This window comes from Pseudomonas lactucae (assembly GCF_036688725.1).
GTDB classification, from domain to species: Bacteria; Pseudomonadota; Gammaproteobacteria; order Pseudomonadales; family Pseudomonadaceae; genus Aquipseudomonas; species Aquipseudomonas lactucae.
The window spans coordinates 119,322-132,221 of record NZ_JAQQPT010000007.1 but is presented as its reverse complement, the minus strand read 5'-3'; the positions used below and the strand labels follow the sequence as shown (position 1 = coordinate 132,221).

Below are 12,900 nucleotides of genomic sequence, written 5' to 3'. Positions count from 1 at the left end.
ACGGTCTGACAGACAAACGCTCAATTCATACGCCCGTTTGATTTGGGTACGCCACCTTCATCCAATTCCAGGCAATTGTCAATCGCCCGAAAGGCCAGGAAAAAGGCGACTTTCCAGTCATTTTCAGAACCTGCCCCCAGGCGCGCGCCGCGTCAATATCGCATTATTCATGAAATCAATAATTGAAAAGATTTGGCAAAGGACTGTACAGAACCGGATATGCCGCTAGGCTAGCGACAACCGTAACGCGCCTGGATGAACATCCGACGCGACAAACACTGATTTACCGGCCTGCCTGGCCAACTCCAGCCCGATGATGATGTCGGGCTTTTTATTGCCTGCTGCTTTTAATCAAGCCAAGGCCTTGAGCAGGGCATCAATGGCCAGCAAATCACTTGCCTCGCCCTTCTCGCCCCAATACAAAGCGATCATTTGCGTGTCAGCTTCCACCTTGTAAACGTTGGCCGGCAACGTCGCAAAATGCGCCAACAACTTCTCATCCACACACACTTCGCGCCACTGGTTGACCCACACACCCGGCTCCAACTGCCAATAACTCCAGATCGACGGTGTGCTGCCGCGCCGTGGCCGGCAATACTGCGCACAGGGGCTTGGCGGCTCCTGCTTGAGCCAGTGCGGCCACTCCTGGGGCGCCAGTTGCATGGCCAGGCCGATACGTCGCGCCTCCATGCGCAGGGCCATGCGCCCGCTCTGCCCACGCGACGGGCGCAGCCAGGCCAGGGGGCTTAAAACCACCGCAAGGATTGACACCACTATCCACACCGTCATATGTGTACTCCCGAATTTCTAGATGAGCGGATTTGACCTGACGCAACCCCATCCGCTTGAAAGCAGCCATACTGAACTTATTGCAGTCCCTTGGAGGAACGCCTCATGCCCTACCAACATATTCTGGTCGCTGTCGACCTGACCGAAGAGTGCGATCCGGTGATCAAGCGCGCGCAGGAATCTGCATTGGCCAATGGCGCCGTACTATCGCTGGTGCATATCGTCGAGCCCATGGCCATGGCCTTTGGCGGTGACGTACCGATGGACCTTTCCCAGTTGCAGCAACAACAATTTGACCAGGCCAAGGAGCGCCTGGACCGTTTGATTCTCAAATACCCGCATCTGAAAAAGGAAGACTGCCACCTGACATACGGCCAACCGCGCCAGGAAATCCACCACTTGGCCAAGGAAAAGGCTTGCGACTTGATCGTGGTGGGTAGCCATGGTCGTCACGGTTTGGCGTTGTTGCTGGGTTCTACTGCCAATGATGTGCTGCATGGCGCGCCATGTGATGTGCTGGCGGTGAAGCTGGTCAAGAGTTCATAAGACCACTGAAGATCAAAATGTGGGAGGGGGCTTGCCCCTCCCACATTTAAACCGCATTTCATATGAAAAAGCCCGGCGCTCATAGAAGAGCGCCGGGCTTTTTTATTGCCCGCGAATCAATCAGGCATCCAACTCAGCCCAACGCTCAACCAGCACTTCCAGCTCCTGGTTCAACGCCTCCAGCGAAGCGATGACCTTGGCGGTTTCCGCCGCAGGACGCTGGTAGAAACCCGCGTCGGCCATTTCTGCTTCTACCGCGGCGATCTGCTGTTCCTTGGCGTCGATATCACCCGGCAAGGCTTCCAGTTCCCGTTGCAGCTTGTAACTGAGTTTCTTCTTGGCGGCGGGCGCGGCTTCCTGTGCCGGTGCGGCAGCAGCGGCAGGTGCCACCACCGCCGAGTTCAAGTCGGCCTTGCCGGACTTGCTCTCGGTCACACCCAGCAGGCGCGGTGAACCACCCTGGCGCAGCCAGTCCTGATAACCACCGACGTACTCGCGCACCTTGCCTTCACCTTCGAAGACCAGGGTGCTGGTGACCACGTTGTCGAGGAATGCCCGGTCGTGGCTGACCATCAGTACCGTGCCGTTGAAGGTCAACAGCACCTCTTCCAGCAGTTCAAGGGTTTCCACGTCGAGGTCGTTGGTCGGTTCGTCGAGCACCAGCAGGTTCGCCGGTTTGCTGAACAGTTTGGCCAGCAGCAAACGCGCACGCTCACCACCGGACAAGGCTTTGACCGGCGTACGCGCACGCTGCGGGCTGAACAGGAAATCGCCCAGGTAGCTCAACACATGGCGGCTCTGACCGTCGATGTCGATAAAATCGCGGCCTTCGGCCACGTTGTCGATCACGGTTTTTTCCAGGTCCAACTGATGGCGCAACTGATCGAAGTAGGCCACATCGATACGCGTGCCCTCTTCCACGCTGCCGCTGGTCGGTTGCAGACCACCGAGCATCAACTTGAGCAAGGTGGTCTTGCCGGTGCCGTTGGCGCCCAGCAGACCGATACGGTCGCCGCGTGCCAGGACCATGGAAAAGTCCTTGATCAGGAACGGGCCGTCCGGATGATGGAAGCTGACATTCTCCAGCACCATCACCTGCTTGCCCGATTTGTCGGCGGTATCCAGCTGGATATTGGCCTTGCCGGTACGCTCGCGGCGTTCGCTGCGCTCGACACGCAACGCTTTCAACGCACGCACGCGGCCTTCGTTACGGGTGCGGCGCGCCTTGATGCCCTGGCGGATCCAGACTTCTTCCTGGGCCAGTTTCTTGTCGAACAACGCGTTGGCGGTTTCTTCCGCGGACAACGCGGCTTCCTTGTGCACCAGGAAGCTGGCGTAGTCGCCGTTCCAGTCGATCAGGCCGCCACGGTCCAGCTCCAGGATGCGCGTGGCCAGGTTTTGCAGGAAGGAACGGTCGTGCGTGATGAACAGCACGGCGCCCTGGAAATCCTTGAGCGCTTCTTCCAGCCAGGCAATCGCGCCAATGTCCAGGTGGTTGGTCGGCTCATCGAGCAGCAGCAGGTCGGGCTCGGACACCAGGGCCTGGGCCAGCAGCACGCGACGACGCCAGCCGCCGGACAACTGGGCGAGGGTCTTGTCGGCCGGCAGTTGCAGGCGGCTCAGGGTGCTGTCGACCAGTTGCTGAAGACGCCAGCCGTCACGGGCCTCAAGGTCTTGCTGGACGTGCATCAGTTTGTCCAGGTCCTCTTCGGTGACGCAGTTCTGCGCCAGATGATGGTACTGCGCAAGCAGTTCGCCAACGCCGTCCAGGCCCTCGGCAACCACGTCGAACACTGTCCGTTCGTCGGCCACCGGCAATTCCTGCGGCAATTCGCCGATCTTCAGGCCTGGCGCGCGCCAGACAGAGCCTTCATCGGGCTTCTGGTCGCCTTTGACCAGCTTCATCATGCTGGACTTGCCGGTGCCGTTGCGGCCGATGATGCACACCCGCTCACCACGGGCGATCTGCCAGGACACCTTGTCCAACAACGGCATAGCGCCGAAAGCAAGGGACACATCGCTGAATTTGAGCAGGGTCATACGCTTCTCCAAAAACTGGGCGCGCATTCTACCTGAGTTGAGGGTGGGATGCGGCCCGCATTTTCACTGCTGATACGTTCTGTAGGACATTTCTGGCGAACTTGAACGAACCGCCCGGCAAAGCTTTCGCCCGCCGCTGGCAAAAGGCTAAGCTAGGGGCAATCAGTGTCGGCGGTGCCGGTGCTAGTCGTGATTTCTCTGCACGGACGTCTCATGCGCAGTCGCCTTTTCAACTTTTTATCTTGTCTGCTTCTTTCCGCCACCGCCGTTCAATCCGCCCAGGCCGTGGACCTCACCACCCAACGTCAATATTACGATGAAGCCAAACGCGCCCTCGCCAAAGGCGATACGGGCCCGTACATGCAATACAGCCAGGCCCTGGCCGACTACCCGCTCACGCCGTACCTGGCCTATGACGAACTGACCGCGCGGCTGAAAACCGCGAGCAACGAGGAAATCGAACAATTCCTCGCCAAAAACGGCGACCTGCCCCAGGCCAACTGGATGAAACTGCGCTGGTTGCGCTGGCTGGCCGAACGTGGCGACTGGCAGACCTTTGAAAAGTACTACGATTCCAAGCTCAACTTCGTCGAACTGGATTGCCTGCACGGCCAGTATCAGCTCACCCACAACCTGAAGGCCGAGGGCTACAAGACCGCCGAAAAGCTGTGGATGACCGGCAAATCCCAACCCGCCGCGTGTGATGTCACCTTTGGCCAGTGGGCCTCCGATGGCCAACTCACTGAACAGAAGATCTGGGACCGCGCCAAACTCGCCGCCGAAGCACGCAACTACGCGCTGGCCAACAGCCTGGTGAAAACCCTGCCCACCCTCGGCGCTCAAGGCCGCCTGATGGTGGACGTGGCGCAAAAGCCCGATATGCTCAGCGACCCGTCACGCTTCCGACCGGCCACCGAGGCCATGTCGGACGCCGTGGGCCTGGGCCTGCGTCGCCTGGCGCGCCAGGACCCGGACAAGGCCATGGCCCTGCTCGACGGCTATGCCAGCAGCATGCACTTCTCCCGTGACGAAAAAGTGTCGATCGCCCGCGAAATCGGCCTGACCCTGGCCAAGCGCTTCGACCCGCGCGCCCTTGAAGTCATGACCCAGTACGACCCCGAACTGCGCGACAACACCGTTTCCGAGTGGCGCCTGCGCCTGCTGTTGCGCCTGGCCCGTTGGGAAGATGCCTACCAGTTGACCCGTAAACTCCCACAAGACTTGGCCACCACCAACCGCTGGCGCTACTGGCAGGCCCGCAGCCTGGAACTGGCCGAGCCGAAAAACCCGCAAGCCCTGGTGCTGTACAAGAACCTGTCGCGGGAGCGGGACTTCTACGGGTTCCTTGCCGCCGACCGTTCCAAGGCGCCGTATCAGTTGAACAACAAGCCGCTGGTGATGAGCCAGGCGCTGATCAACAAGGTCCGTAACACCCCCGGCGTGCGTCGCGCCCTGGAATTTTATGCGCGTGGTCAGGTGGTGGACGGCCGCCGCGAGTGGTATCACGTCAGCCGTCACTTCAACCGTGACGAGATGGTCGCCCAGGCCAAGCTGGCCTACGACATGAAGTGGTACTTCCCGGCCATCCGCACCATCAGCCAGGCGCAGTACTGGGACGACCTGGACATCCGCTTCCCAATGGCCCACCGCGACACCCTGGTGCGCGAAGCCAAGGTCCGCGGCCTGCATTCAAGCTGGGTATTCGCCATCACCCGCCAGGAAAGCGCCTTCATGGACGACGCCCGCTCCGGCGTCGGCGCCAGCGGCCTGATGCAACTGATGCCCGGCACCGCCAGGGACACCGCACGCAAGTTCAGCATCCCGCTGGCCTCCCCGGCCCAGGTGCTGGACCCGGACAAAAATATCCAGCTCGGCGCCGCCTACTTGAGCCAGGTGCACAGCCAGTTCAACGGCAACCGCGTGCTCGCCTCCGCCGCCTACAACGCAGGCCCCGGCCGCGTGCGCCAGTGGCTGCGCGGGGCGGATCACCTGAGTTTCGACGTATGGGTGGAAAGCATCCCCTTCGACGAAACCCGCCAGTATGTGCAGAACGTGCTGTCTTATTCGGTGATCTACGGGCAAAAGCTCAATTCGCCACAGCCGTTGGTGGATTGGCATGAGCGGTATTTTGATGATCAGTAAGAGGCGCAGCTTCAAGCGGCAAGTTTGAAGCTTCAAGAGGAGTGCCCGCATTGAGAGATGCGGGCATTTTTATGGAACCGCCGGACGTTCGCTTTGCACCGCTTCGGCCAACGCCAGACTCAGCGCCTGCAACATGAACTCAACGAAGGGAGTCGCCTCGGCTCGCTGATCGGCCGCCGACAGCGCGCCATAGTAGGCGTCCTGCTGCTCCCGAATCACCGCTTCCACCGGCAAGTAAGCCAATACAGGCCGCCACTGACTAAGGATCAAGGTTTGCCATAAACGCCCCATCCGCCCATTGCCATCCGCAAATGGATGGATAAATTCAAACTCGTAGTGGAACACGCAGCTCGCGATCAGCGGATGCCAATCAGAAACAGATAGCCATTGCAGCAAGTCATCTATCAGATGCGTCACGCGACTTGCCGGCGGAGCCATATGAACTAACTGCTCGCCGCGATAAATGCCGACGCCCGACTGGCGAAACCGTCCGGCATCATCGATCAATCCAAACATCAGCAGTTCATGCGCCTTAAGCAGGTCAGCACGATCACCCACAGCCCACTGCGGCATCGCCTCGTAGGCAGAAAATGCATTACGCACTTCCTGGATTTCCCGAGGCAAGCCCAACACCCGCTTACCCTCTAGAACAGCAGTCACTTGCTCGACGCTAAGGGTATTGTTCTCGATAGCCAGCGAGGCCTGGATAGTGCGGATTCGATTGCCACGCCTTAACTGAGGCGTCTGACGATTATCATCACCGACTGAAAGTTGACCGATCTGCTCACTGATGTCGGCGACCAGAGCCAGCATCTTTGTAGTCAGTGTCAACGGAGGTTGATAACGGCTCATGTCCTCATCCAGTTCAATAACGAAAGGTCACATGATGCCTTAGGAACAGGCTAACCGCAGCTTCATTCCGCCTCAGCCCCATCACTGAACTGCAACGCCGCCAACCGTGCATACAGCGGATTACTCGCAATCAACTGCTGATGCGTGCCCACCGCCACCAGCTTGCCCTGGTCCATCACCGCAATCCGATCAGCGTTCTTCACGGTGGCCAATCGATGTGCAATCACCAGCGTGGTACGCCCCTGCATCAACTGCGGCAACGCTTGCTGGATCAGGTGCTCGCTTTGGGCATCGAGGGCGCTGGTGGCTTCGTCCAGCAATAGGATCGGAGCATCTACCAGCAACGCGCGGGCGATGGCCAGGCGTTGGCGTTGGCCGCCCGAGAGGCCCATGCCGCCATCGCCCAGATGCGTCTGATAGCCGTTGGGCATTTGCAGGATGAAGTCGTGGGCGTGGGCAATGCGCGCGGCGGCTTCGACCTGCTCGCGGGTGGCGTTCGGGTTGCCGTAGCGGATGTTTTCTTCGACGCTGCCGAAAAACAACGCCGGGCTCTGCGATACCAGGGCGAAGTGACGGCGCAGGTCCATGGGGTCGAGTTCGGTCAGCGCCTGCCCTTCGAGCAGGATGCGCCCGTGCTGGGGGTCGTAGAAGCGCAACAGCAGGTCGAAGATCGTCGATTTGCCGGCGCCGGAAGGGCCAACCAGAGCCAGGGTTTCACCGGGGTTAATGCTCAGGCTCAGGCCGTCGATGGCGTAACTGTCAGGCCTTGAAGGGTAGGAAAAACGCAGGTCCTGCAGTTCCATGCGCCCACTGACCCGCTCCGGCAATTTCACGGCATCGGTGGCGGGCGCCTGGATTTCGTTGGTGGACTGCAACAACTCACCGATGCGCTCGGCTGCGCCGGCAGCGCGCTGCAATTCGCCCAGCACTTCACTCAACGTACCGACGGCGCTGCCGACGATCAGGCTGTAGAACACAAACGCCGCCAGCTCGCCGCCGGAAATGCGCCCACTGATCACATCCATGCCGCCCACCCACAACATCACACCCACGGCGCCGAGCACCAGCATGATCACCAGGGTAATCAGCCAGGCGCGCTGGGCAATGCGTTTGCGCGCGGTGACGAAGGCTTCCTCCACGGTCACCGCAAAGCGTTGTTCGTCCTGCCGCTGGTGGTTGTACGCCTGCACGGTCTTGATCTGGCCGAGAGTCTCGGACACGTAGCTGCCGACATCGGCAATACGGTCCTGGCTCAACCGCGACAGGCTGCGCACGCGGCGGCCGAAGATCAGGATCGGCGCCAGCACCAGCGGCAGCGCCACCACCACGATGCTGGTGAGCTTGGGGTTGGTCACAAACAACAGCACGATGCCGCCGATCACCATCAAGGCATTGCGCAGGAACAGCGACAGCGACGAGCCGATCACCGATTGCAGCAAGGTGGTGTCGGTGGTCAGCCGCGACTGGATTTCCGAGCTGCGGTTGTTTTCGTAGAAACCGGGGTGCAGGTAGATCAGGTGGTCGAACACCTGGCGACGAATATCCGCGACCACCCGCTCGCCGATCCACGACACCAGGTAAAAGCGCGCAAAGGTGCCCACCGCCAGGCCCAATACCAGCACCATGAACAGGCCGATGGACTGGTTGAGCAGATGCGGTGACTGGGTCATGAAGCCCTGGTCGACCAGCAGGCGAATGCCCTGCCCCATGGACAAGGTAATGCCCGCCGTGACGATCAGTGCCAACAAAGCGCCCAGCGCCTGCCAGCGGTAAGGCGCGATAAAACGGCTGGCCAGGCGAATCGCGCGGCGTTGACGGACTGAGAGCATAGCGGGATCACCAATGAAGAATCTATCCTCAACATTGGGGGAACTTGGGCAAATAGCAATGAGTCAGGTTAATTATGCCCGCCGATGCATGCCTCTAGAGGCTATCGGTCTAACGCCCGGCTGGAAATCCACCGCCGTTTCTGGTGGACTGGGTGTTCGAACCCGTGACCGGCAGGGAGTTGTAACAGCGCGGTCACGCGGGGGTTTTAGAGTAGGTACACAACCTGATGAGGAGACAGGCCATGACCTTGCAAAACAGCAGCGATGCCAAGATTGAAGTAATCCGCCAGCCGCAGCAGCTGCCTTGCTCGTATATCGACGCCAAGGGCCGTGAAGTGCAGATTACCGAAGAAATGATCCAGCAAGCCTGCAGCGAACTGGAACAGCGCCTGGTCAAACCTGCCCAGCAAGGCTGAAGCGCCCACGCTCTTTCAGACCCGGCCTCCATGGCCGGGTTTTTTATGGGAGGTTAAATCGCTTCGGCACCGAGGGCCGAGACGATCTGCGAAAGCGCGACGGATTCGCCGTTGATCCGCACCTTCAACCCCTCGATCTCACGGCGTGCGGGATAGTGCTTGCGCAGCAGGTCGAACGCCGTACGCTGCTCCTCTACCGATCCTACAAGGCTGCGACGAAAATCCGCATCGTCGCGACGTGGGTCGTACACGCTGCGGCACAAGGTCGCCAGCGCCCACGCCGGATCGCTTGCGGCGTTCAAGTGCACCTCGGCCAACCACAGGGGCGGCAGCAGGTCACTCAATTGAATCCGCGGCACTTCGCCCAGTTGCGCACAGAACGCCTGGTAAATCTGCGCCGTGCCGCGCTGGCGACCTTCAAGGCTGTAGCCGGCGATATGCGGCGTGGCCAGCACGCACAGGTCGGCCAGGTCGACATCCACCTCGGGCTCGCCTTCCCATACATCCAACACCGCTTGCAGGTCTTCGCGTTCCAGCAGCACCTCGCGCAAGGCGGCGTTGTCCACCACCGGGCCACGGCTGGCGTTGATCAGCCAGGTGCCCGGCTTAAGCTGTTCGAGGCGCTGGCGATCGAGCAAATGCCAGGTGGAACCGTTGCCGGACTTGACCAGCGGGGTGTGCAGGCTGATCACATCGCACTGCTCGACGATCTGCGCCAGGCTTACGTAATCGCCGTCTTCGGCGATCTGCCGCGGCGGGTCGCACACCAGCACATTCCAGCCCAGCCCTTTGAGCACCTTGACCAGCCGCCCGCCCACTTCACCGGCACCGACGATGCCATAGGTGCGTGTGGTGAGGTCGACGCCTTCGATCTCGGCCAGGGTCTGCAGGCTGCCCAGCACATAGTCCACCACGCCACGGGCATTGCAGCCGGGGGCGCTGGACCACTGGATACCGGCCTGCTTGAAGTAGCCGAGGTCCAGGTGATCGGTGCCGATGGTGCAGGTGCCGACAAACCGCACCTTCGTGCCCTCCAGCAACGCACGATTGACGTTGGTCACCGAGCGCACCAGCAGCACGTCGGCCTGCTCGACCGTGGCGCGGTCGATGGAACGACCGGGCACCCGGCGAATCTCGCCAAATCCTTGGAAAAATGCATCGAGCAGCGGGATATTTTCGTCGGCAACAATCAGCATGGCAGGCTCCTTTGGCGGATCGGCAGTGTACAGGGATGCGATCCAAGTAACACAGGAGGACCCTGTGGGAGGGGCGGTGATCTTGGGAGCGCTTACAAATCGCTAACACAGGTTTTTTCCTGACTGATGCGTCAAGGCGTAGAATCCGCCGTCCTTGCGCGCCCCTATTGGACACCCGTACGTGAACACTGCCACCGCCCCCCTCACCCGCCCCGCCCGCATCCGCCAGGAAGTGCGCGGCCTGATGACGCTCGCGCTGCCGATCATGATCGGCCAACTGGCCACCACCGCCATGAGTTTCGTCGACGCGGTGATGGCCGGGCGGGTCAGCCCCCAGGACTTGGCGGCGGTGGGCCTGGGCAACTCGATCTGGATCCCGGTGTACCTGCTGATGACCGGTACCCTGCTGGCCACCACGCCGAAAGTCGCCCAGCGCTACGGCGCGGGCCAGTTCAGCGAGATCGGGCCGTTGGTGCGTCAGTCATTGTGGCTGGCCGTCGTGGTGGGGATCATCGCAGCCCTGCTGTTGCTGTGCGCCCAGCCGATCCTGCAGGCGATGAAGGTCGAGCCTGACCTGATCGCCCCGTCCATGGGCTACCTGCATGGCATCGCCGCCGGTATGCCGGCGGTTGCGCTGTATTACGTGCTGCGCTGCTTCAGCGATGGCCTGGGCCGCACCCGGCCCAGCATGGTCCTGGGCCTGGTCGGCCTGGCGCTGAATATTCCGCTGAACTACATCTTCATCTACGGCCACTTTGGCGTGCCGGCCATGGGCGGCGTGGGCTGCGGCTGGGCCACGGCCATTGCCATGTGGGTGATGATGCTCGGCCTGGCCGCCTGGACGCGCTGGGGAGCCGCCTACCAGAGCAGCGAATTGTTCAAACGCTTCGACTGGCCGCAATGGGCGGTGATCAAACGCGTGCTGGGGATTGGCCTGCCGATTGGCGTGGCGATCTTTGCCGAATCGAGCATCTTCGCGGTGATCGCCCTGCTGCTCGGCAGCCTGGGCGCCACGGTGGTGTCGGGGCATCAGATCGCGCTGAACGTCAGCTCGCTGGTGTTCATGATCCCCTACTCCCTGAGCATGGCCGTGACCGTGCGGGTCGGCCAGGCCCTGGGGCGTGGCGAGGCGCGGGAAGCCCGCTTCGCCGCCGGGGTCGGCATGGGCACCGCGCTGGCGTATGCCTGCCTGTCGTGCAGCCTGATGCTGGTGTTTCGCGAGCAGATCGCAGCGATCTACACGCCGGACCCGATAGTGATCCACCTGGCGTCGACGCTGATCGTGTTTTCCGCGCTGTTCCAGTTCAGCGACTCGATCCAGGTCACCGCCGCCGGCGCCCTGCGTGGCTACCAGGACACCCGCGTCACCATGGTGCTGACCCTGTTTGCCTATTGGGGCGTGGGGCTGCCGGTGGGTTACGCCCTGGGGTTGACCCACTGGCTGGGCGAACCCAGCGGCCCAAGCGGCTTGTGGCAAGGGCTGATCGTGGGGTTGAGCTGTGCGGCGGGGATGTTGCTGGTGCGCCTGGCGCGCAGTGCACGCCGGCGCATCCGGGCCGACAAGGCGCGGGCTTAATCGGCCTTCTTGCGGATCCAGTACAGGTAGGTACCGGCCTGTTCCTGCTGATCCACCAGTTCGTGATCAAGGAACACGCAGAACTTGGGGATATCGCGGCGGGTCGACGGGTCGGTCGCGATCACCTTGAGCAGGCCGCCGGGCGCCAGGTCGCGGATGTGTTGGTGCAGCATCATCACCGGCTCAGGGCAATTGAGGCCCGTTGCGTCGAGGGTGCCATCAACGGCGGTGTCGAAAATATCGCTCATTGTCTACTCCTGAAACCGGCGCTCAGTTCAGCGGGCCTTGGTTTTCTTCACATCCACCAGCCGACGCAGGTGGCACGTCACTTCCTCACGGTCGTGATACAGCTGCTTGCAGCCGATTTCCACGCGAATGCCGCGCGCCTTGAAGCCGTCTTCGATGCGTTCCAGCAGGCGCTTGACCTCGGCATAGCGCTGCTTCATCGGCAACTTCAGGTTCACCACCGCCTCACGGCAATACCCCTCGCCGATCCAGGTTTCCAGCAATGCCGCGTTGCGCGCGGGTTTCTCGACGATGTCGCACACCATCCAGTCCACCGGCTGCTTGGGCACGAAGGTGAAGCCGTCGGCCATCAGGTGTTGCACCAGGCCGGTGTCCATCAGGCTTTCGGCCATGGGACCGTTGTCGATAGCAGTCACCAGCATGCCACGGTTGACCAGTTGCCAGGTCCAGCCGCCCGGCGCGGCACCGAGGTCGACGCCGGTCATGTCGCCATGCAGACGTTCGTCCCACTGGTCGCGAGGGATAAAGTGGTGCCAGGCCTCTTCCAGCTTCAGGGTCGAACGGCTTGGCGCGTCCCGTGGAAACTTCAGGCGCGGGATGCCCATGGGCCACATCGCCGAGTTATTCGACTCGGCCAGGCCCATGAACACTTCGCGGCCACTCTTGAATGTCAGCAGCAGGCGCGGCTTGCTCGGGTCGTCCACCAGCTTGCCGGCATTCAACAACGCTTTGCGCAGGTGCACTTCGAACTTTTTGCAGAAATTCGACAGTTCCTTGCCGTCGTTGGTGTCGACCATCTCCAGCCACAGGCTGCCACACACAGGAAACGCGCGCAGGTGGGTGAGGATCACGCTGATGCGGTCGGTTTCCGGCAGGTCGATGAACACCCCACGCGCCCACTGCCGGGGGAAAATCAGCTCGGCAAAGCGCTGGCCGTGCATCAGGCGCTGGGCGCCGTCTTCTTCGGTGCAGACAAATTCGGCGCAGGCGCTGCCGGTCTTGGCCTTGGCGTAGCCGGAAACGTTCAGGCGCGCGGCGTGTTCCGCGATCTCGGAACAGACTTCGCCTTCAAAGCCCGGACGGCAGTGCATAAAAAGGGTGTTCATTGCATCTCCTGGTGAATCAACCGGCATTGCGCTATCGCAATGCCTGTCATGAAAACGCGCGCATGATAGCCGAGTTCGGAACCTTGGACTTAACCATAGAGTCCAGTTATTAGCCTGCTAATGAAAACAGCGCTAAGTTGATAGCTCTGTTCGTCCCGTCAG

10 protein-coding genes and 1 pseudogene are annotated in these 12,900 nt (G+C 61.3%); 4 read left to right on the top strand and 7 right to left on the bottom strand.

The genetic code is table 11. From position 1 onward, the window contains the following. Positions 1 to 351 precede the first annotated feature (351 nt). Positions 352 to 789, bottom strand: a complete 438-nt coding sequence (locus V6M90_RS10060) for a hypothetical protein (RefSeq protein WP_332846412.1) — start codon at positions 787 to 789, stop codon at positions 352 to 354. A gap of 105 nt (positions 790 to 894) precedes the next feature. Between V6M90_RS10060 and V6M90_RS10055 the strand changes: the two genes are divergently transcribed. Further along, positions 895 to 1,335, top strand: coding sequence for a universal stress protein (locus V6M90_RS10055; RefSeq protein WP_141064523.1), 441 nt, complete (start codon positions 895 to 897; stop codon positions 1,333 to 1,335). A 120-nt stretch (positions 1,336 to 1,455) separates the two neighbouring features. Here V6M90_RS10055 and V6M90_RS10050 read toward each other — a convergent pair whose 3' ends face one another. Next, positions 1,456 to 3,375, bottom strand: coding sequence for an ATP-binding cassette domain-containing protein (locus V6M90_RS10050; protein WP_003172562.1), 1,920 nt, complete (start codon positions 3,373 to 3,375; stop codon positions 1,456 to 1,458). Positions 3,376 to 3,588: 213 nt separating this feature from the next. Here V6M90_RS10050 and V6M90_RS10045 point away from each other — a divergent pair, with 213 nt between their 5' ends. Continuing rightward, on the top strand, positions 3,589 to 5,517 hold the full coding sequence (locus V6M90_RS10045) for a transglycosylase SLT domain-containing protein (protein ID WP_042944346.1): 1,929 nt from the start codon (positions 3,589 to 3,591) through the stop codon (positions 5,515 to 5,517). An 87-nt stretch (positions 5,518 to 5,604) separates the two neighbouring features. Here V6M90_RS10045 and V6M90_RS10040 read toward each other — a convergent pair. Beyond that, positions 5,605 to 6,369, bottom strand: a pseudogene (locus V6M90_RS10040) (Fic family protein); the annotation flags it as partial. Between the two features lie 62 nt (positions 6,370 to 6,431). Continuing rightward, positions 6,432 to 8,198, bottom strand: coding sequence for an ABC transporter transmembrane domain-containing protein (locus V6M90_RS10035; RefSeq protein WP_141064522.1), 1,767 nt, complete (start codon positions 8,196 to 8,198; stop codon positions 6,432 to 6,434). Between the two features lie 242 nt (positions 8,199 to 8,440). On the opposite strand from V6M90_RS10035, the gene V6M90_RS10030 reads away from it, so the two are divergent. Beyond that, positions 8,441 to 8,614: a PA1571 family protein gene (locus V6M90_RS10030; protein ID WP_014717504.1), complete on the top strand. Its 174-nt coding sequence runs from the start codon at positions 8,441 to 8,443 to the stop codon at positions 8,612 to 8,614. Between the two features lie 53 nt (positions 8,615 to 8,667). Here the strand turns inward: V6M90_RS10030 and pdxB are convergent, their stop codons facing one another. Further along, positions 8,668 to 9,810: a 4-phosphoerythronate dehydrogenase PdxB gene (gene pdxB / locus V6M90_RS10025; RefSeq protein WP_332846411.1), complete on the bottom strand. Its 1,143-nt coding sequence runs from the start codon at positions 9,808 to 9,810 to the stop codon at positions 8,668 to 8,670. A gap of 181 nt (positions 9,811 to 9,991) precedes the next feature. On the opposite strand from pdxB, the gene V6M90_RS10020 reads away from it, so the two are divergent. Next, positions 9,992 to 11,386 carry an MATE family efflux transporter gene (locus V6M90_RS10020; RefSeq protein ID WP_332846410.1) on the top strand — a complete coding sequence of 465 codons (1,395 nt, stop codon included), beginning with the start codon at positions 9,992 to 9,994 and terminating at the stop codon, positions 11,384 to 11,386. On the opposite strand, the gene tusA is transcribed toward V6M90_RS10020, so the two are convergent. Together tusA and rlmM are read right to left on the bottom strand one after the other, a co-directional pair. Then, positions 11,383 to 11,634 carry a sulfurtransferase TusA gene (gene tusA, locus V6M90_RS10015; RefSeq protein ID WP_003172555.1) on the bottom strand — a complete coding sequence of 84 codons (252 nt, stop codon included), beginning with the start codon at positions 11,632 to 11,634 and terminating at the stop codon, positions 11,383 to 11,385. The two genes, V6M90_RS10020 and tusA, sit on opposite strands and share 4 nt — an antisense overlap. Positions 11,635 to 11,661: 27 nt before the next feature. Beyond that, positions 11,662 to 12,738: a 23S rRNA (cytidine(2498)-2'-O)-methyltransferase RlmM gene (rlmM, locus tag V6M90_RS10010; RefSeq protein WP_003172552.1), complete on the bottom strand. Its 1,077-nt coding sequence runs from the start codon at positions 12,736 to 12,738 to the stop codon at positions 11,662 to 11,664. Positions 12,739 to 12,900: the final 162 nt, after the last annotated feature.